The organism is Streptomyces sp. BPTC-684 (genome assembly GCF_030028635.1).
Taxonomy (GTDB): domain Bacteria; phylum Actinomycetota; class Actinomycetes; order Streptomycetales; family Streptomycetaceae; genus Streptomyces; species Streptomyces noboritoensis.
In genome coordinates, this window is record NZ_CP124863.1 from 1,507,521 (window position 1) to 1,524,921 (window position 17,401).

The following is a 17,401-nucleotide window of genomic DNA, read 5'->3' on the forward strand; positions in this document are numbered from 1 at the left end:
GCCCATCCACGAACTCCCGGTCAATTTCGTTGACGGGACAACAAGTCCGTATCCGCAACTGTCCAACTGCGGAAATCCCGCGCTCGCACACAGGCGTGCTAGAGCTGTTCACCAGGGGGCAGGAGTACCACTGGAGCCGTGCCCGACGGGCAAGTTGAGCGCTGCTTGACCCGCACCCGCCGCCCCGTGCTAAACCCGTAACCACTTGATAGAAATCAAGCCAGAGAGGGATTCATGACGACCATCATCCACCCCGAGGACCGCCCTGCCGGCCGCCGTGGGTTTGAAATCGTCCTGCCGAGCGGTGCCACAGACGGCGCCGCCGCCCTCGTGGAAGGCGAGATAGCCGCCGCCACCCCTGGACCGCCGCTCCACACGCACGCCGAGTCCGACGAGACGTACTTCGTCCTGGAGGGCTCCTTGGTCATGTACATCGACGGCGAGGTGACCAGGCTCGGCCCCGGCGGCATGGCGCACATCTCCAAGGGCACCGAGCACACCTGGTCCACCACGGTCGAGGGCGGCTGCTACTTCCTGACGCTGCACCTGCCGGGCGGTTACGAGCTGTACCACCCGGCCGCGCTCGCCGCCGAGCACGAGAAGGGCGGCCCGCTGATCCAGTCGGACCTCTTCGAGCTGGCGGCGAAGTTCGACTGGCGGATGGCGGGCACCGAGCCGCTGCGCCTCACCCCCGAGGGCGTCCTCGTCCCGGCGGACCAGGCCGACGCGGAGGCCAAGCGCCTGCTCGCCGAGTACACCAAGCAGCCGGTCGCCCGAGCTTGAACGACTTAGGCAGCGGCTTAGGCCGCCGGAGCATGTGAGTGCCTTCTTGAGCGGTGGTGTCGGCCCGTCATGGGCCCAACACCCCTTGCGGGAGGGCGCTTTCATGCGCCCTCCACGCCCCTCCCGCCCGTCCGCGCCCCCGCCCCGCCCGCTCACCGGAGCGCGCCGCGGGGCGGCCGCCTGCCCGGACGGCACCGGACCGGTCGCAGACCGGGCGTCAGCCCTGGAAAAGGGGTGTGACCTGCGAAAAGTCACACCCCCAGACCCTGTGTCGTCATCTCAGTGACGCACTTTTTCCTGCCGCTGTGGCAAGGAGACCCGCAAATGGCACTCGTCTCATCACGCTCCATCCGTCACGACCGGGCTCGGACGGCCCCGGTCACCACGATCGGCCAGAGGTAGAAACGCCATGACTCACGACACCCACGCCGGAGCCGACGCGTCCGGCGAAGCGCCGCCGCTCGACCCCCGCCGCTGGCTCGCCCTGATCATCGTTCTGGTGGCCGGGTTCATGGACATGCTCGACGTGACGATCGTCAACGTCGTCATCCCGAGCATCCAGAAGGACCTGCACGCCGACTACACCCAGATCGAATGGGTCGTGGCCGGTTACGTACTGGGCTTCGCGGCCCTGCTGATCACCGGCGGACGGCTCGGCGACATCTACGGCCGCAAGAAGATGTTCCTCATCGGCGTGGCGGGCTTCACCGTCGCCTCGACGCTCTGCGGTGTCGCCAGCGGCCCCGGCATGCTCATCGGCGCGCGCTTCTTCCAGGGCGCCATGGCCGGCCTGATGGTCCCGCAGATCCTGGCGATCATCCACGTCACGTTCCCGTCCGAGGAGCGCGGCAAGGTGCTCGGCATCTGGGGCGGTGTGCTCGGCTCCGCGTCGGTGGCCGGTCTGATCGTCGGCGGTGTGCTGGTCGACGCGAACATCGCCGACCTGGAGTGGCGTCCGATCTTCCTGGTCAACATCCCGGTCGGCATCGGCGCGCTGATCGCCGCCTGGTTCTTCGTACGCGAGTCCAAGTCGGCCGCCGCGCCCAAGCTGGACCCGATCGGCGTGGTGATCGCCGTGACCGGCATCCTGATGCTGGTCTATCCGCTCGCCGAGGGCCGTGCGCTCGACTGGCCGGCCTGGACGTTCTTCCTGATGGGCGGCTCGGTCGTGGTGTTCGGCGTCCTGGTCGCCTTCGAGCGGTACCGCACCCGGACCGTGGGCTCGCCGCTGGTGGTGCTCAGCCTGTTCAAGGAGCGGGCGTTCACCGCGGGCATGCTGGTGTGGACGCTGTTCTGGATCGCGCTCGGCGGCTTCTTCCTGGTGTGGACGCTGTACATGCAGCTGGGTCTTGGCTGGTCGCCGATGCGCGCCGGTCTGACCGGCGCGGCCTTCGCGGTCGGCGCCGCCGCGGGCTCCGGCCTCGCGGTCGAGGTGTTCACCCCGCGCATCGGCCGCCTCACGCTGATCGGCGGAGCGCTCCTGAACGCGCTCGGCTTCGCCGCGTACATCTTCGTCGCCCACCACTACGGTCCGGGCATCCCGTCCTGGCAGATGATCGCGCCGCTGGTGGTGACCGGCTTCGGCTTCGGTCTGGTGGTCGCCCCGATGATCGACGCGATCCTCACCAAGGTGCCCGCCAAGGACGCGGGCTCCGCCTCCGGTCTGCTCGGCACCACCCAGCAGGTCGGCATGGCGCTCGGCGTCGCCCTGGTCGGCGTGCTCTTCTTCGGCCACCTGGCCGACGACTCCGACCACGGCGTCGACAAGGTCACCCCGGCCCTGCGCCAGGAGCTGGTGACCGCCGGGGTCCCGGCGGGCGGCGTCGACGACATCGTCAAGGGCTTCCGGGCGTGTGTGCACGACCGGTCGGCCGAGTCGGACCCGACCAAGGTCCCGGCCAGCTGTCTGCCCTCCTCGGTGCCGGGCGCCGACAAGGTCCAGCCGATCCTGACCGAGCAGGGCCAGAAGGCCGTCAGCCACAACTTCGTCAAGAGCTTCGACCTGAGCCTCTGGTACGGGGTCGGGATCCTGGTGCTCGTGGCGCTCGGCATGTTCGCGCTGCCCCGCGAGGTGCACGCGCGCGACCTGGACGCGGAGCTGGAGGCGCTGGGCGAGCCGGTGGCCCGGGGCGTGTGACGGCACGTTGAGGGGCGCCCGCACGCTCCGACCCGGCTCCCCGTGGGCGTACGAAGGCCGTCAGGCCGACGCGCGCTTGCGGGGAGCCGCCTTCTTCGCGGCCTTCTTGGCCGTGGTGGCGGTGGACTTCTTGGCCCCGGCGGCGGAGGCCTTGGGGGACGCGGCCGACTTCTTGGCGGCGGCGGTCTTCGAGGTCGACTTGGTGGCGGTCTTGGCCGAAGTGGTCTTCGTGGCCGCCTTCGCCGTCTTCTTCGCCGCCGTCTTGCGCGGCTTGAGCTCGGTGACCTCGGCGGGCTCCGCCGCCTCCTCGCCGCGCGCCTCCTTCGCCGCGCGCACGCTCTTCTCCAGCGCGGCCATCAGGTCGATGACCTTGCCGCCGCCCTTGGTCTCCGGGGCCTCGGCCGGGGGCAGCGCGCCGCCCGCCTTGGAGGCGATGAGGGACTCCACGGCCTCCCGGTAGTCGTCGTGCAGCGAGTCGACGTCGACCTCGCCGAGGGTGTCCATCAGGGCGTCGGCCAGATCGAGCTCGGCGTCGCGGATCTTCACCCCGCTGTCCGGGGCGACGCCCTCGGGGGCGCGGATCTCGTCCGGCCACAGCAGCCCGTGCATGGCGATGACGTCGTCCACGACCCGCAGCATCCCGAGCCGCTCGCGCCCGCGCAGCGCGAACTTGGCGACGGCCACCTTCCGGCTCCGCTTGAGCGCCTCCCTGAGCAGGGTGTACGGCTTGGCCGCCGGGACACCGCTGGCGCTCAGGTAGTACGCCGTGTCGATCTGGAGCGGGTCGATGGAGTCGGCCGGCACGAACGCGACGATCTCGATGGTCTTGGCGGTGGGCAGCGGCAGCGCGGCCAGGTCGTCGTCGGTGATCGGGACCAGCGACCCGTCCGCGTCCTCGTACGCCTTGCCGATCTCGGACGCGTCCAGCTCCTCGCCGTCCAGCTCGCACACCTTGCGGTAGCGGACCCGTCCGCCGTCCTCCGTGTGGATCTGCCGGAACGAGATCGAGTGGCTCTCGGTGGCGTTGAAGAGCTTGATCGGAATGCTGACCAGCCCGAATGAGATCGCACCGTTCCATATGGATCGCACTCTTCATCCCCTCTGCCGGGATTAGTGGGATTCTCATCGTATGACGCCGATCACATGGGTGGAGGGGCGGCGGATCGCGCTCTCCCGCCTGGAGAAGGTGCTGTATCCGGCGACCGGCACCACCAAGGGCGAGGTGCTGCACTACTACGCGTCCGTCGCCGGGGCGCTCCTCGCCCATCTGCACAACCGGCCGGTGTCGTTCCTGCGCTACCCGGACGGCCCCGAGGGCCAGCTCTTCTTCACCAAGAATCCCCCGCCGGGCACACCCTCCTGGGTGACGACGGCCCCGGTGCCGCGCTCCGAGGACAGCGGGGCGCGGCAGGTGACGGTCCCGGACCTGTCGACCCTGATGTGGGCGGCGAACCTGGTGGTGGAGTTCCACACCCCCCAGTGGCAGGCGGACGCGCCCGCGCGGGCCGACCGGATGGTCTTCGACCTGGACCCCGGGGCCCCGGCGACGGTGGTGGAGTGCTGCCTGGTGGCGCGGTGGCTGCGTGAGCGCCTGACGGCGGACGGCCTGCACGCGTACGCGAAGACCTCCGGCTCCAAGGGCCTGCACCTGCTCGTCCCCCTGGAGCCGACCCCGTCCGAGCGGGTCTCCCAGTACGCGAAGGGCCTGGCCCAGGAGGCGGAGGCGGCGCTCCCGGACCTGGTCACGCACCGCATGGCGAAGACACTCCGCCCCGGCAAGGTGTTCGTCGACCACAGCCAGAACGCGGCGGCGAAGACGACGGCGGCGCCGTACACGCTCCGGGCGCGCGAGCGGCCGACGGTGTCGGCGCCGGTGTCGTGGGAGGAGGTGGAGTCGTGCGGCAGGGCGGGTGATCTGGTCTTCCTGCTGGGCGACATGGAGCCCCGCCTGTCGCGGGACGGGGACCTGCTCGGCCCCCTGATCAACCTCAACCGGGCGGGGCGGCTGCCGTGAGCGTGCGGCCGCCGGTACGGGTGGCGCTCGCCCAGTCGGTACGGGAGCTGCCGCGCGGGCCGGGCTGGTGGTACGAGCCGAAGTTCGACGGCCACCGGATGGTGGTGTTCCGGGAGGCGGACGGGGTGGTGCTCCAGGCCCGGTCGGGGCGGATCGTGACGGCCGCGTTCCCGGACCTGGTGACGGCGGCGCTTGAGGTGCCCGCGGGGTGCGTGTTCGACGGGGAGGTGGTGGTGTGGACGGGCGGCCGCACGGACTTCGCGGCGGTGCAGCGGCGGGCGGCGGCGACGCCGGGGCGGGCCGGGCTGCTCGCGGCCCGGCTGCCGGCGTCGTACGCGGCGTTCGACGTCCTGGCGGACCGGGGGGAGGACGTGCGGCGCCTCGGGTACGGGGAGCGCCGGGCCCGCCTGGAGTCCCTCCTGTCTGCGTTGGGCCCTCCGCTCCAGCCGGTCCCGGCGACTGATGATGTGGAGACGGCCCTGACCTGGTACGAGACGCTCCCCGCGAGCGGGATCGAGGGCCTGGTGGCCAAGCGGGACGACTCCCCGTACCGGGGCGGCACGCGCGCGTGGCGCAAGCTGCGGCACACGGAGACGTGGGAGGGGGTGGTGGTGGGGTACGTGGGCTCCGCGCGGCGGCCCAGCGCGCTGGTGCTGGTGCTGCCGGGGGACGACGCGGTGACGGTGTCTTCGCCGCTGTCGTCTCCGCTGCGCGCGGAGGCGGGGCGGGCTCGGCTGCCGCCGGCTTCTCCTACGCGTACGGCTGTGGCGCCGGGGTGGGGGGAGGTGGGGTACACGGCGGTGGAGGGGGGTGGGTTGTTGGCGGAGGTGGAGCGGGGGTCTGGGCGGTTGGGGGTGACGACGGTGCTGCGCCTGCGCCGGGTTTGAGCCCCCACCCCGCCCCTTCCCTAAACCCTCCGGGGGAGAGGGGGCGGAAGGTGGTTCTCCCGGGGGCTACGCCCCCGGACCCCGGGTCCCTGGTTTGTCTGCGGGCTGGTGGGGGCTGGTCGCGCAGTTCCCCGCGCCCCTTAAGTGCCGCTGCGCGGCATCCTCGGGAGCGGCCCGGAGGGCCGCTTCTAGGGGCGCGGGGAACTGCGCGACCAGCCCCCACCGGCCCGCAGACGAACGGAGCGGGGTGCGGGGGTCGCAGGCCCCGCGACGGGGTCCGGGGGCACAGCCCCGGGAACCCCACCTCAACCCCCGCCCACCCCCGGAGGGTTTAGGGAAGGGGCGGGGTGGGGGCATCACACCCTCAGCCACGTGCGGCGGTCCCGCGCCCTCCAATACAGCCCCTCCACATCCGCCGGTTTCAGCACCCCGCCCAGCCGCGCCAAGTCGGGAAGTTCCGCGTCGCGGAGGATCCGGACGTCCCGGGGCGGGCACGGCAGCTCGACCCGGTCGGAGTCCGCCACCACCAACACCCCCCGCACCCCCACCGCCAGCGCCAGCGACGCCCGCTCCGCGTCCCGCCGCACCCACCGCAGCACCGGCGCGGGCGCGGCACGCCCGACCCCGACCAGGGGGTCGGCGACCCGCACCCGGTGCCGGTGCGCCGCGACCGTACGGAACGTGAGCACCCCGGCCGGGCCGACCACGAGGTGGTCGAGGAGGCCGTCCCCCGGCAGCGGCACCGAGTGCAGCACCCGCCACCCCGCCCCCTCCAGCGCGTCGAGGCCCGCCCCCACCCGCTCCTGCGCGGCGAGCAGCACCCGGCGCGGGTCCTCGCGGAAGCGGCGCGGCGGACCCGCGGACTCCAGCTCGCCGAGGAGCGCCTCGCCGGGGCGGTTCGGCGCCAGGTCGTCGTCGGGGTGCAGGGAGAGCCGGGCCAGGTCGGCGGAGGTCGGTACGGGTGGCGGGCCCACCGTCACCTCGCCCACCGCGAAGGGCGCGAGCGCGGCCAGGACGGCGTCGCGGCACTCCTCCAGGAGCAGGCTGACCCGCCCGCTGTCCCGGTCGTACCAGGCGGCGCTCCTCCCGTCCGGGAGGCTGACATACAGCCGTGCCCGTCCGTGCCGGTGCACCGGTGTCACCCGCAGTCCCGACATCCCGCATCACCCCCACGACCATGGGAACAGCACCGGCCGCGCAGGGCAATATCGCGGCTCGTATAGTGCGGAGCCGCTACCGCGTGCCACACGCACCGCTTTACCTCGGGAGGGGAAGTCCAATGCTCATTTGGGGCACCAAGGGATATCTGCACCAGCTCGCCATGATGACGCTCGTCTGCGGGAACTGCGGCAATCCGGCCGCCCACGGCCTGCGCAAGTACGTCACCAAGTTCACGCTGTTCTTCATCCCGCTCTTCCCGGTCTCCACCAAGTACCGCACGCAGTGCACCTTCTGCGGCATGGAGCAGCAGATCACCAAGGAGGCCGCCGAGCAGCTGCTCGCGACGGCCGCCGCGCCGCAGCCGGGCTACCAGCCGCAGCAGATGCAGGGCCAGGCCCCCGGGCAGCCGCACGGGCAGAACCCCTACCAGCAGTAACGACGTCGTCGCCGCGGTTATGGAGAGCTGTTACAAAGCCGGGAAAGCTCCGCAACACCGCCCGCCTACGGTGGTGACATGACTGCGTCCACCCCCTCCCGCCCGCGCCGCACGGCCCGGCTCGCGGCCGCCGCCGCGCTCGCCCTCGCCGTGGGCGGCGGGCTCGCGGCCTGCGGCTCGGGTTCGTCCGGGACCAAGGCTCCCGACGTCACCGTCCAGAACGCCACCACCACCCAGGCCCGCCAGCAGGTGGGCCCGCTGAAGGCGAGCGAGCCGACCCGGGTGGTCGTTCCGGCGGCGGGCGTCGACGCGAGCCCGGTGCTGCGGCTCGGCGTGGACGAGAAGCAGGAGCTGGAGGTGCCCCCGGTCGACAAGGCGGAGCTGGCGGGCTGGTACACCGGCAGCGTCACGCCCGGCGAGAAGGGCGCGTCCGTGATCGTCGCGCACTACGACACCGCGAAGGGCCCGGCCCTGATGCGCGACGTGAAGAAGATGCACGTGGGGGACGTCATCGAGGTCGGCAGGGCGGACGGGTCCACCGCCGTCTTCCGGATCCGCGAGACTCAGCAAGTGGACAAAACAGACTTCCCTACGAATAAGGTTTACGGGAAGACCGACCGTCCGGAACTCCGCCTCATCACCTGCGGCGGCCCGATCAAGAACGGCCACCGCTCGGCCAACATCATCTTCTACGCCGACCTGGTGAAGGTGAAGTAGCCGGGGCGGTGCCGCTCCCGGTGCCGCCGTCCGCACGACAGGAGCACCTTGACCCGCCACCGCCGCCCCGCCCGCGCAGCACTCCTGCTGCTCACCACCGGCGCCGCAGCCCTGCTGCTCACCGGCTGCGGCAACGCGGGCAGCCTGGAGGGCGCGGGCGCGACCCCCACGGCGGTCGGCCCGGTCCATCTGTGGCCCGAGCTGCCCAAGCCCACGACGACGCCCCTGGACTTCGGCGAGGGCCAGACGGAACGGGTGCCCGGCATCAAGGTGCCCGGCGACGACGTCCGCGCGCTCGACCCGGTCGCGGTCGTCCAGGCCGAGGTGCGGGCCCACCCGGACCAGTACACGGGCGCCGACGGGCTCTACGAGGAAACGGTTCGCCAGCTCAATCGGTGCCGGGAGAAGCCGAAGGGCTGCCCGGTGCTCAGGGCGTACTACCGCGATCTGACCGGCGACGGCAGGGACGAGCTGATCCTCGGCATCAAGATGCCGGAGCAGCAGCTGGCCGTGCGCTGCTACATGCCCGACCGCGGCGCCCTCACCCGGATCATGTCCACCTCGGACCAGCTGGTCGGCGTGGAGCTGGCCGGGCGGGACGTCATCCTGCACTCGGTGTCGGCGGGCATCCCGGGGTACGAGTACCGCACGGCCTGGTCGTGGGACGACCACCAGCGCGCGATGCTGCCCACCCGCGACGAGATCATCCGGGTGGAGCCGCAGCGCTCCCCGAACCCGGTGCCCCGCCCCAAGACCTCCGGCCCGTCGCCGCGCGCCTCCGCGAGCGCCCGGTGAGGGGGCCGCGCCTGCCCGCCTGGACGGCCACGCTCACCTGGAAGGCCGCCGTCTTCATCACCGTGATGTGCTGCGCGCTCGCGGCGCTGCTCGGTGTGCTCGTGCACGTCTCGGTGACCCGGCAGACCGTCGGCCAGGCCCGCGACAAGGCGCTGGACAAGCTGGAGGAGGTCTCGCGCGCGTACGAGGCGGGCGAGCCGCTGCCGCCGGGCGCCGGTCTGGACCCGCAGGACCTGCCCTCCTCCCTTCGCAAGCTGGCCGTCTCCGGCAAGCGCGGCACGCTCGTCGCCGACGACAAGGGCCGCCCCACCATGTGGGCGGCGGGCCCGGCCGACGGCCGCGCGATCGCCGTCTCGATCGACTACAGCCAGAGCGCCCGCACCATCACGGGCCTGGACCAGGCGATCCTCGGCTCCTCCATCCTCGCCATCGGCGCGACCCTCCTGGTCGGCGTCTTCGGCGTCACCCGGGTCACCCGCCGACTGCACCAGACGGCGACGGTGGCCCGCCGGATCGGCGCGGGCGACCTGGACGCCCGGGTCAACGACCCCCGTACGAAGGACCCTTCGCGCCCCCAGGACGAGGTGGCCACGGTCGCCGGGGCGCTCGACACCATGGCCGGGACGCTCCAGAACAAGCTGCTGAGCGAGCAGCGCTTCACCGCGGACGTGGCCCACGAGCTGCGCACCCCGCTGACCGGACTGCACGCGGCCGCCGAACTGCTGCCCGAGGGGCGGCCCGCCGAGCTGGTACGGGACCGGGTGCAGGCGATGCGCTCGCTCACCGAGGACCTCCTGGAGATCTCCCGTCTGGAGGCGGGCAGCGAGCGGGTCGACCTGGACCTGGAGCAGCTGGGGCCGCTGGTGGAGCGCGTGGTGCGGACCTCCGGGACGCAGACCGAGCTCGTGATCGTCCGCGACACCTGCGTGGAGACCGACAAGCGCCGCCTGGAGCGGGTGCTCGCCAACCTCCTGGGCAACGCCCACAAGCACGGCGCGCTGCCGGTGGTGCTGCGCGTGGACGGCCCGGTGGTGACGGTGCGGGACCACGGCTCCGGCTATCCCCCGTATCTGCTCGACCACGGCCCCCAGCGCTTCCGGACCGAGGGCGGCACCAAGGGGCACGGGCTCGGCCTGACCATCGCGGTCGGCCAGGCCTCGGTCCTCGGCGCCCGGCTGAGCTTCGCCAACGCGGCGGGCGGCGGCGCGGTGGCCCGGCTGACCCTGCCGGAGTACGTGGACCCCGACGGCTCGCCGGAAGGCCCCGGGCACCCGGACGGTCCTTAGTGCTTTGCGGGCGGCAACGAGCGAACCTAACGTGAGCGGGGCGAGCCAAGGGCCGTGGAGCACGGCCCTCCACTCCCCAGGAGGCACTGTGTCCCGCCGTTCCCCGCTTGCCCTGTTCGGCCTGTGCATGGCCACCGGCGCGGTCGCCGCCCTCGCCGCGGCCGGCCCCGCGACCGCCGAGGAATCCGTCCACAACGGCTACAAAGGACGGGTGACGGCCAAGTCCGGCCTGCTCCTGCGGGACAAGCCGACCCGCAGCAGCAGGGTCGTCGGCAAGGCGCCCTACGGCTCGATCGTCCACATCTTCTGCAAGACCCGCGGCAGCAGCGTCGAGGGCAACAACCGCTGGTACCTGCTGATGGACGGCACCTGGGCGTGGGGCTCGGCGTTCTACATCGACAACATCGGCCCGGCGCCCCGCTGGTGCTGAGCCGTCACCTCACAGCCCGAGCAGCCTCGCCTTCGCGGCCGCGAACTCCTCGGGGGTGAGCACCCCCTGCTGAGCCAGCCGTCCCAGCTGGGTCAGCAGGTCCACCAGTTCGGCGTCGCCGGGGCCGGGGGCCCCGGGCGGCGCCTCCGGGGCGGGCGCGGGCTTCGCGGGGCGCGGGCCGCCCACCAGGAGGCCGCGCAGCAGCGGGGCGCCGGACGGGCGCACCACAGGTCGTACCGCCGCTTCGACGGGCCGGATGAACATGGCTCAGCCTTCCTCTCGTACGGTCCCGGCGCGCGCGGCCAGGGCCGCCCTGACCGCCTCCAGGCGCTCCGGCGGGATCCGCACCGACCCGGCGACGTGCCCGCCCGCGGCCCGCACCCCCTTCGCCGCCTCCTCGGCCCACAGGTGCTCGATCAGGACCACCAGCGCGCAACTGCCCAGGTCGAGCAGGTCCGCCGCCTCCTTGACGTCCTCCGGCCCGATCAGCCGCTCGACGCCCTCGCCGACCAGCACCCCGGCGAGCTCCTCGAACTCGTCGAGCTCGGCGGCGAGCACCTCGCCCGCCGCCGTCCTGGTGACCACCAGCGCGTCGACCATCCGTACGGCGCGGGACCGGCGCACCCCCACGAGCGAGTCGACGGCCTCGACCCGAAGCTGCTCCTCGGGGAAGGCGAGGACGATGAACTCCACGGGCCCCATGGCCGTACTCCTCAGTGACGGTCCGTCAGTTTCCCGCCCGCGGTTGCCCGCTTCGGCGTTCCCGCCCCTCGGCACACTATGACATAAGAGACATATACGTCCTCGCTTGCTACGTTGCCCGACATGACCGGACCGACGGCGGCGGACGTACCCCCGCCCGCCCCGCGCCTCGCCAAGCGCCGGGGCGTCGAACTCTCGCTGCTCGTCTGCGCCGTCCTCGCCTCGGTCTACGGGTACGCGGGCGTGGGCCTGGCCAAGAGCGGCGCCGTCCCGCCCGACGCGGCCCGCTACGGCGCGGGCCTCGGGCTGCTCGCCCTGCTCGCCCATCTCGCGGTCCGCAGGCGCGCCCCGCACGCCGACCCGCTGCTGCTGCCCATCGCGGTGCTGCTCAACGGGCTCGGCCTGGTCCTGATCTACCGCCTCGACCTGGAGACCCCGCACAGCAGGGCCGCCGCCACCCAGCTCGTCTGGTCCACGATCGGCGTGGGGCTCTTCACCGCGGTCGTCCTGGCCCTGCGCGACCACCGCGTCCTGCAGCGGTACGCCTACCTCTCGGCCGCCTCCGCCCTGGCCCTGATGGCGGCGCCGATCCCGTTCCCCGCCGTGAACGGCGCCAAGATCTGGATCCGGGCGGGCGGATTCTCCTTCCAGCCGGGCGAGTTCGCCAAGATCCTGTTCGCGGTCTTCTTCGCCGGGTACCTGGCCGCCAACCGCAACGCGCTCGCGTACACCGGCCGCCGCGTCCGGCGGCTCCAACTGCCCACCGGCCGGGTGCTCGGCCCGATCGTGGCGATCTGGCTGCTCAGCGTCGGCCTCCTCGTCCTGGAGCGCGACCTCGGCACCTCGCTGCTCTTCTTCGGCCTCTTCGTGATCATGCTGTACGTGGCGACGGGCCGCACCGGCTGGATCGCGGTCGGGCTGCTGCTCGCGGCGGTCGGCGCGGCGGCGGTCGGCTCGCTGGAGCCGCACGTCCACAGCCGGGTGCAGGACTGGCTCCACCCGTTCGCCTCCATCGACGCGGGCCAGGGCCCCGGCCAGCTCGCCCAGTCGCTCTTCGCCTTCGCGGCGGGCGGCATGCTCGGCACCGGCCTCGGCGCCGGGCACTCCATCCTGATCGGGTTCGCCGCGAAGTCCGACTTCATCCTGGCGACGGCGGGCGAGGAGCTGGGACTCGCGGGACTTACGGCCGTCTTCCTGCTGTACGCGCTGCTCGTCGCCCGGGGCTACCGCGCGGCCCTCGCGCTGAGCGACCCGTTCGGGCGGCTGCTCGCCATCGGGCTCGCCTCGATCCTCGCCCTCCAGGTGTTCGTGATCGCGGGCGGGGTGACGGGGCTGATCCCGCTCACCGGCATGGCGATGCCGTTCCTGGCCCAGGGCGGCTCCTCGGTGGTCACCAACTGGGTGATCGTGGCGCTCCTCATCCGGGTCAGCGACAGCGCGCGCACCCCGCGCCCGGCCGTGGAGAGCGCCGCGATCACCCCCGTCCGGACGGGAAGCCGATGATCCGCTACATCCGGCGGGCCGCCGCCTGCTGTCTGGTCCTGCTGGTCGCGCTGCTGGTCAACGCGGCCCGCGTCCAGGTCTTCCAGGCCGACGCGCTGGACGCGAACCCGGCCAACCGCCGTACCACACTGGCCCGTTACGGCCAGCCGCGCGGCGACATCCTGGTGGACGGCGACGCGGTCACCGGCTCCGAGGACACCGGTCAGCCGCTGCGGTACGAGCGCACGTACACCGACGGGCCCCTCTACGCGCCCATCACCGGATACGCCTCGCAGGTGTACGGCACGACGCTCGTCGAGGCCGCCGAGGACCCGGTGCTCTCCGGCACCTCCCCGCTGCTCAAGCCGCTGTGGGGCGGCCTCACCCGCAAACGGCAGCGCGGCGGCGACGCGGTCACCACCATCAGGGCGAGCATGCAGCGGGCCGCCTACCGGGGGCTCGCCGGCAAGCGGGGCGCGGTCGCCGCCGTGGAGCCGGCCACGGGCCGGATCCTCGCGCTGGTCAGCAGCCCCTCGTACGACCCGGGGCGGCTGTCGGGGACCGGGCGGGCGGCCAAGGGCGCCTGGACCGCGCTGAACGCGGACCCCGACCAGCCGATGCTCGACCGGGCGATCCGGCAGACCTATCCGCCGGGCTCCGCCTTCAAGATCGTGACGGCGGCGGCCGCGCTCGACGCGGGCGCGGTGACCGATGTGAACGCGCCGACCACCACGCCCGACCCCTACGTCCTGCCCGGCACCAGCACCACGCTGCCCAACGAGGCGGACGGCTGCGGCAAGGCCTCGCTCGCGTACGCCGTGGTCGTCTCCTGCAACACGGTGATGGCGCACCTGGGGGTGAAGGTGGGGCTGCCCGGGATGCTGGAGGCGGTGGGCCGGTTCGGGTTCAACGACACGGGGCTGCGGATCCCGTCCGGGGTGGCCAAGTCCAACTTCGACAAGAAGATGGGCCCCGACCAGCTGGCGCTCTCATCCATCGGCCAGTTCGACACGACGGCGACGCCGCTGCAGATGGCGATGGTCGCGGCGGCGGTGGCCAACGGCGGGGAGCTCAAGTACCCGTACCTGGTGGAGCGGACGACCACCGCACGCGGCACGACGGTCGCCCAGAACGGCCCGCGCACCTACCGCCAGGCGATGAACCCGACCACCGCCGTGCAGCTCCAGCAGCTGATGGTGGACGTGGTGGAGAAGGGCACCGGCACCAACGCGGCGATCCCCGGGGCGAAGGTCGGCGGCAAGACCGGCACCGCGCAGAACGGCGTGGGCAACCGGGGCCACCCGTACGCCTGGTTCATCTCCTGGGCCCAGGCCGCCGACGCGGGCCAGCCGGCGGTGGCGGTCGCGGTGGTCGTCGAGGACGCGGCGGCCAACCGCGCGGACATCAGCGGCGGCGGCGACGCGGCCCCGATCGCGAAGGCGGTGATGGAGGCGGCGCTGGCGGGGTGAGCGCCGCCTCCGCCCGAAGCCGGGCGCGAGGACCCGCCCTCAGCCCGCCGCCCCCTCCGCGATCATCTGCTCCACCTCCGCGACCCGCGCCGTCTCCTCCTGGGCGAACCGGTCGCGGTCCAGTTGCTCCGCTATCTCCTCGTCCTCGGCCATCAGCAGGTCGAGGTTGGAGTCGCCCAGTTCCAGGACGCCCATGTCCACGTACGCCTGCTGGAGGCGCTTGCCCCACAGGCCGATGTCCTTGACGCAGGGGACGATGCGGCTGAACAGCAGCTTGCGGAACAGGTGCAGGAACTCGTTCTGCTCCGAGAACTGCTCGGCCTCCGCCTTGGAGATGCCGAAGTTCTCCAGGACCTCGACCCCGCGCAGCCGGTCGCGCATCAAGTAGCAGCCCTCGATGACGAATTCCTCGCGCTCGCGCAGCTCCGCGTCGCCGAGCTGCTTGTAGTAGTCGCGCAGGGCCATCCGCCCGAACGCCACGTGCCGGGCCTCGTCCTGCATCACGTACGCCAGGATCTGCTTGGGCAGCGGCTTGTCGGTGGTGTCGCGGATCATGCCGAACGCGGCGAGCGCGAGGCCTTCTATGAGGACCTGCATCCCGAGGTAGGGCATGTCCCAGCGCGAGTCGCGCAGGGTGTCGCCGAGCAGCCCCTGGAGGTTGTCGTTGACCGGGTAGAGCATGCCGATCTTCTCGTGCAGGAACCGGCCGTAGACCTCGGCGTGCCGGGCCTCGTCCATGGTCTGGGTGGCGGAGTAGAACTTCGCGTCCAGGTCCGGCACCGACTCCACGATCCGCGCCGCGCACACCATCGCGCCCTGCTCGCCGTGCAGGAACTGGCTGAACTGCCAGGAGGCGTAGTGCTTGCGCAGCTCGCCCTTGTCCTTGTCGGTCATCTTGGCCCAGTGGCGCGTCCCGTACAGGGTCAGCGACTCGTCGGGCGTCCCCAGCGGGTCGTACGGGTCGACCTCGATGCCCCAGTCGATCCGCTTGGCGCCGTCCCACTGCTTGTCCTTGCCCTTCTGGTACAGGGCGAGGAGTCGCTCGCGTCCGTCGTCGTAGTCCCAGCTGAAGCGCGCCGCTCCCGAGGCCGGGACCTCCCAGAGGGGGTCTTGTGGGCCGTTCACATACAGGTCGTGCGTCGACACGTGCGGCTCCTTCGCCTCGCGGAACTACCTGACTGACCGTTACACGCTGGCTCATTGGCAGGCTCACACGTTGGTAGACGCCGGGTCAACAAGTCGGGCCCAAGGGATTGACGCGCTTGCTGACAAGCAGTCTCATAAGAGTTGACCGCCGGTAACCCCTTCGAGGCCGACTCACCGAGGTGCCCCAGCCATGACCACCGTGACCGACAGCGAAGTGCTCCGCGACGCGCTCGGACTGCTCCGGGACCGCGAGGAGGTCGCCGAGCGGCTGCTCGCGTCGTCCGCCAAGCACTCCTTCGACCCCGACAAGGAACTGGACTGGGATGCGCCGTTCGAGGACGGCAAGTGGTTCTGGCCCCCGGAGCTGCTCTCCCTCTACGACACCCCGATGTGGCGCAAAATGTCCGAGGACCAGCGCTTCGAGCTGGCCCGCCACGAGGCCGCCTCGCTCGGCTCGCTGGGCATCTGGTTCGAGATCATCCTGATGCAGCTGCTCGTACGGCACATCTACGACAAGCCGGTGACCAGCAAGCACGTCCGCTATGCGCTCACCGAGATAGCCGACGAGTGCCGGCACTCGATGATGTTCGCCCGCGTGATCCAGAAGGGCGGATCGCCCACCTACCCGGTCCCCCGGCTCTACCACAACCTCGCGCGCGTCCTGAAGACCGTCTCCACCACCCCCGGCTCCTTCGCGGCCACCCTGCTCGGCGAGGAGATCCTCGACTGGATGCAGCGGCTGACCTTCCCGGACGAGCGGGTGCAGACCCTGATGCGCGGCGTCACCCGCATCCACGTGGTCGAGGAGGCCCGCCATGTCCGGTACGCCCGCGAGGAGTTGCGGCGCCAGATGGTCACCGCGCCCGCCTGGGAGCGGGAGCTGACCAGGGTCAGCTGCGGCGAGGCGGCCCGCGTCTTCTCCACCTGCTTCGTCAACCCCAAGGTGTACGAGAACGTGGGCCTGGACCGCCGGGAGGCCGTCGCCCAGGTGAAGGCCAGCGGCCACCGGCGCGAGGTCATGCAGAGCGGCGCCAAGCGGCTCACCGACTTCCTCGACGACATAGGCGTGCTGCGCGGCGTGGGCCGCCGGCTGTGGCAGAGCTCGGGGCTGCTGGCCTGACGCGCCCCGCATGCCCTTCAACGAGCAATTCACCGAACCCTTCACTCCCGGCCAACCGCGCGCGAGCAGCGGCCTGAAGCGCCGACCCGGGGATTACGCTGCCCGTATGACCTCACCGGCCGCCACCCCCGCGTACCGCAGGCTCAGTGTCGAGGAGCGCCGCACCCAGCTCCTCGACGCCGCGCTGTCGCTCTTCGCGCACCGGGCGCCGGAGGACGTCTCGCTCGACGACGTCGCCGAGGCGGCCGGGGTCTCGCGCCCGCTGGTCTACCGCTACTTCCCCGGCGGCAAGCAGCAGCTGTACGAGGCGGCGCTGCGCTCGGCCGCCGACGAGCTCGAACTCTGCTTCGCCCAGCCCCAGACCGGCCCGCTCACCCAGCGCCTGACCCACGCCCTGGACCGCTACCTCGCCTTCGTCGACGAGCACGACGCCGGGTTCTCCGCCCTGCTCCAGGGCGGCAGCGTCGCCGAGACCTCCCGGACGACCGCGATAGTCGACGAGGTGCGCCGGGCCGCCGCCGAGCAGATCCTCCTCCACCTGGGGGTGGAGAGCCCGGGTGCACGGCTGCGGATGATGGTGCGCACCTGGATCGCGGCGGTCGAGGCCGCCTCCCTGATCTGGCTCGACGAGGAGAAGCAGCCGCCGCTGCCGGAGCTGCGCGACTGGCTGGTCGACCACCTGGTGGCCCTGCTCACCGCGACCGCCGCCACCGACCCGCAGGCGGCCGCCGTGGTGCGGGCGGCACTGGCCCTGGAGCCCGCCGACGGCCCGGCCGGGCTCCTCGCCCGCCGGGTGCTCCCGGTCCTGGCCGAAGCCGCCCACCTGCTGTGACGCG

The 17,401-nt window shown here is 72.2% G+C and carries 18 protein-coding genes; 13 read left to right on the top strand and 5 right to left on the bottom strand.

Annotation, left to right across the window (positions count from 1 at the left end; all coding sequences use genetic code 11):
* Positions 1-234 precede the first annotated feature (234 nt).
* The gene (locus QIY60_RS06600) at positions 235-783 is read left to right on the top strand and encodes a cupin domain-containing protein (RefSeq protein WP_283141592.1); all 549 of its coding nucleotides are present in this window, start codon (positions 235-237) and stop codon (positions 781-783) included.
* Between the two features lie 409 nt (positions 784-1,192).
* Positions 1,193-2,920: an MFS transporter gene (locus QIY60_RS06605; RefSeq protein ID WP_283141593.1), complete on the top strand. Its 1,728-nt coding sequence runs from the start codon at positions 1,193-1,195 to the stop codon at positions 2,918-2,920.
* 60 nt (positions 2,921-2,980) lie between these two features.
* Here the strand turns inward: QIY60_RS06605 and QIY60_RS06610 are convergent, their stop codons facing one another.
* A complete protein-coding gene (locus QIY60_RS06610; protein WP_283141594.1) occupies positions 2,981-4,009 on the bottom strand; it encodes a Ku protein in 1,029 nt (342 codons plus the stop codon).
* 40 nt (positions 4,010-4,049) lie between these two features.
* Here QIY60_RS06610 and ligD point away from each other — a divergent pair, with 40 nt between their 5' ends.
* Both ligD and QIY60_RS06620 read left to right on the top strand, forming a co-directional pair.
* On the top strand, positions 4,050-4,934 hold the full coding sequence (gene ligD / locus QIY60_RS06615; protein ID WP_283141595.1) for a non-homologous end-joining DNA ligase: 885 nt from the start codon (positions 4,050-4,052) through the stop codon (positions 4,932-4,934).
* Positions 4,931-5,821: an ATP-dependent DNA ligase gene (locus QIY60_RS06620; RefSeq protein ID WP_283141596.1), complete on the top strand. Its 891-nt coding sequence runs from the start codon at positions 4,931-4,933 to the stop codon at positions 5,819-5,821. Before ligD ends, QIY60_RS06620 begins: the two co-directional genes overlap by 4 nt.
* Before the next feature lie 356 nt (positions 5,822-6,177).
* Here QIY60_RS06620 and QIY60_RS06625 read toward each other — a convergent pair whose 3' ends face one another.
* Complete coding sequence (locus tag QIY60_RS06625; protein WP_283141597.1) at positions 6,178-6,978, bottom strand: NERD domain-containing protein; 801 nt, start codon at positions 6,976-6,978, stop codon at positions 6,178-6,180.
* A 122-nt stretch (positions 6,979-7,100) separates the two neighbouring features.
* Here QIY60_RS06625 and QIY60_RS06630 point away from each other — a divergent pair, with 122 nt between their 5' ends.
* From QIY60_RS06630 to QIY60_RS06650, 5 genes are all read left to right on the top strand, one after another.
* Complete coding sequence (locus tag QIY60_RS06630; RefSeq protein WP_283141598.1) at positions 7,101-7,418, top strand: zinc-ribbon domain-containing protein; 318 nt, start codon at positions 7,101-7,103, stop codon at positions 7,416-7,418.
* Positions 7,419-7,496: 78 nt separating this feature from the next.
* Complete coding sequence (locus tag QIY60_RS06635; protein ID WP_283141599.1) at positions 7,497-8,135, top strand: class F sortase; 639 nt, start codon at positions 7,497-7,499, stop codon at positions 8,133-8,135.
* Positions 8,136-8,183: 48 nt separating this feature from the next.
* A complete protein-coding gene (locus tag QIY60_RS06640) occupies positions 8,184-8,930 on the top strand; it encodes a hypothetical protein (RefSeq protein WP_283141600.1) in 747 nt (248 codons plus the stop codon).
* A complete protein-coding gene (locus tag QIY60_RS06645; protein WP_283141601.1) occupies positions 8,927-10,216 on the top strand; it encodes a HAMP domain-containing sensor histidine kinase in 1,290 nt (429 codons plus the stop codon). The genes QIY60_RS06640 and QIY60_RS06645 overlap by 4 nt, the downstream gene beginning before the upstream one ends.
* Before the next feature lie 127 nt (positions 10,217-10,343).
* On the top strand, positions 10,344-10,646 hold the full coding sequence (locus QIY60_RS06650; protein ID WP_283145839.1) for an SH3 domain-containing protein: 303 nt from the start codon (positions 10,344-10,346) through the stop codon (positions 10,644-10,646).
* A gap of 9 nt (positions 10,647-10,655) precedes the next feature.
* On the opposite strand, the gene QIY60_RS06655 is transcribed toward QIY60_RS06650, so the two are convergent.
* Both QIY60_RS06655 and QIY60_RS06660 read right to left on the bottom strand, forming a co-directional pair.
* Positions 10,656-10,910 carry an SHOCT domain-containing protein gene (locus QIY60_RS06655; RefSeq protein WP_283141602.1) on the bottom strand — a complete coding sequence of 85 codons (255 nt, stop codon included), beginning with the start codon at positions 10,908-10,910 and terminating at the stop codon, positions 10,656-10,658.
* A gap of 3 nt (positions 10,911-10,913) precedes the next feature.
* The gene (locus tag QIY60_RS06660) at positions 10,914-11,348 is read right to left on the bottom strand and encodes a DUF6325 family protein (protein WP_283141603.1); all 435 of its coding nucleotides are present in this window, start codon (positions 11,346-11,348) and stop codon (positions 10,914-10,916) included.
* Between the two features lie 123 nt (positions 11,349-11,471).
* On the opposite strand from QIY60_RS06660, the gene QIY60_RS06665 reads away from it, so the two are divergent.
* Both QIY60_RS06665 and QIY60_RS06670 read left to right on the top strand, forming a co-directional pair.
* Positions 11,472-12,851 carry an FtsW/RodA/SpoVE family cell cycle protein gene (locus QIY60_RS06665; protein ID WP_283141604.1) on the top strand — a complete coding sequence of 460 codons (1,380 nt, stop codon included), beginning with the start codon at positions 11,472-11,474 and terminating at the stop codon, positions 12,849-12,851.
* On the top strand, positions 12,848-14,299 hold the full coding sequence (locus tag QIY60_RS06670) for a penicillin-binding transpeptidase domain-containing protein (protein ID WP_283141605.1): 1,452 nt from the start codon (positions 12,848-12,850) through the stop codon (positions 14,297-14,299). The genes QIY60_RS06665 and QIY60_RS06670 overlap by 4 nt, the downstream gene beginning before the upstream one ends.
* Before the next feature lie 39 nt (positions 14,300-14,338).
* Here the strand turns inward: QIY60_RS06670 and QIY60_RS06675 are convergent, their stop codons facing one another.
* Positions 14,339-15,445: a ferritin-like domain-containing protein gene (locus tag QIY60_RS06675; protein WP_283141606.1), complete on the bottom strand. Its 1,107-nt coding sequence runs from the start codon at positions 15,443-15,445 to the stop codon at positions 14,339-14,341.
* Between the two features lie 190 nt (positions 15,446-15,635).
* Here QIY60_RS06675 and QIY60_RS06680 point away from each other — a divergent pair, with 190 nt between their 5' ends.
* Both QIY60_RS06680 and QIY60_RS06685 read left to right on the top strand, forming a co-directional pair.
* Positions 15,636-16,565, top strand: a complete 930-nt coding sequence (locus QIY60_RS06680; protein WP_283141607.1) for a diiron oxygenase — start codon at positions 15,636-15,638, stop codon at positions 16,563-16,565.
* Positions 16,566-16,671: 106 nt separating this feature from the next.
* On the top strand, positions 16,672-17,397 hold the full coding sequence (locus QIY60_RS06685; RefSeq protein WP_283141608.1) for a TetR/AcrR family transcriptional regulator: 726 nt from the start codon (positions 16,672-16,674) through the stop codon (positions 17,395-17,397).
* Positions 17,398-17,401: the final 4 nt, after the last annotated feature.

Bases quoted from the DNA above. Each gene is read 5' to 3' on its own strand.
- QIY60_RS06600 (WP_283141592.1), top strand. From the start codon at position 235: ATGACGACCATCATCCACCCCGAGGACCGCCCTGCCGGCCGCCGTGGG.
- QIY60_RS06635 (WP_283141599.1), top strand. From the start codon at position 7,497: ATGACTGCGTCCACCCCCTCCCGCCCGCGCCGCACGGCCCGGCTCGCG.
- QIY60_RS06605 (WP_283141593.1), top strand. From the start codon at position 1,193: ATGACTCACGACACCCACGCCGGAGCCGACGCGTCCGGCGAAGCGCCG.
- QIY60_RS06685 (WP_283141608.1), top strand. From the start codon at position 16,672: ATGACCTCACCGGCCGCCACCCCCGCGTACCGCAGGCTCAGTGTCGAG.
- QIY60_RS06670 (WP_283141605.1), top strand. From the start codon at position 12,848: ATGATCCGCTACATCCGGCGGGCCGCCGCCTGCTGTCTGGTCCTGCTG.
- ligD (WP_283141595.1), top strand. From the start codon at position 4,050: ATGACGCCGATCACATGGGTGGAGGGGCGGCGGATCGCGCTCTCCCGC.
- QIY60_RS06655 (WP_283141602.1), bottom strand. From the start codon at position 10,910: ATGTTCATCCGGCCCGTCGAAGCGGCGGTACGACCTGTGGTGCGCCCG.
- QIY60_RS06665 (WP_283141604.1), top strand. From the start codon at position 11,472: ATGACCGGACCGACGGCGGCGGACGTACCCCCGCCCGCCCCGCGCCTC.
- QIY60_RS06660 (WP_283141603.1), bottom strand. From the start codon at position 11,348: ATGGGGCCCGTGGAGTTCATCGTCCTCGCCTTCCCCGAGGAGCAGCTT.
- QIY60_RS06625 (WP_283141597.1), bottom strand. From the start codon at position 6,978: ATGTCGGGACTGCGGGTGACACCGGTGCACCGGCACGGACGGGCACGG.
- QIY60_RS06650 (WP_283145839.1), top strand. From the start codon at position 10,344: ATGGCCACCGGCGCGGTCGCCGCCCTCGCCGCGGCCGGCCCCGCGACC.
- QIY60_RS06680 (WP_283141607.1), top strand. From the start codon at position 15,636: ATGACCACCGTGACCGACAGCGAAGTGCTCCGCGACGCGCTCGGACTG.
- QIY60_RS06630 (WP_283141598.1), top strand. From the start codon at position 7,101: ATGCTCATTTGGGGCACCAAGGGATATCTGCACCAGCTCGCCATGATG.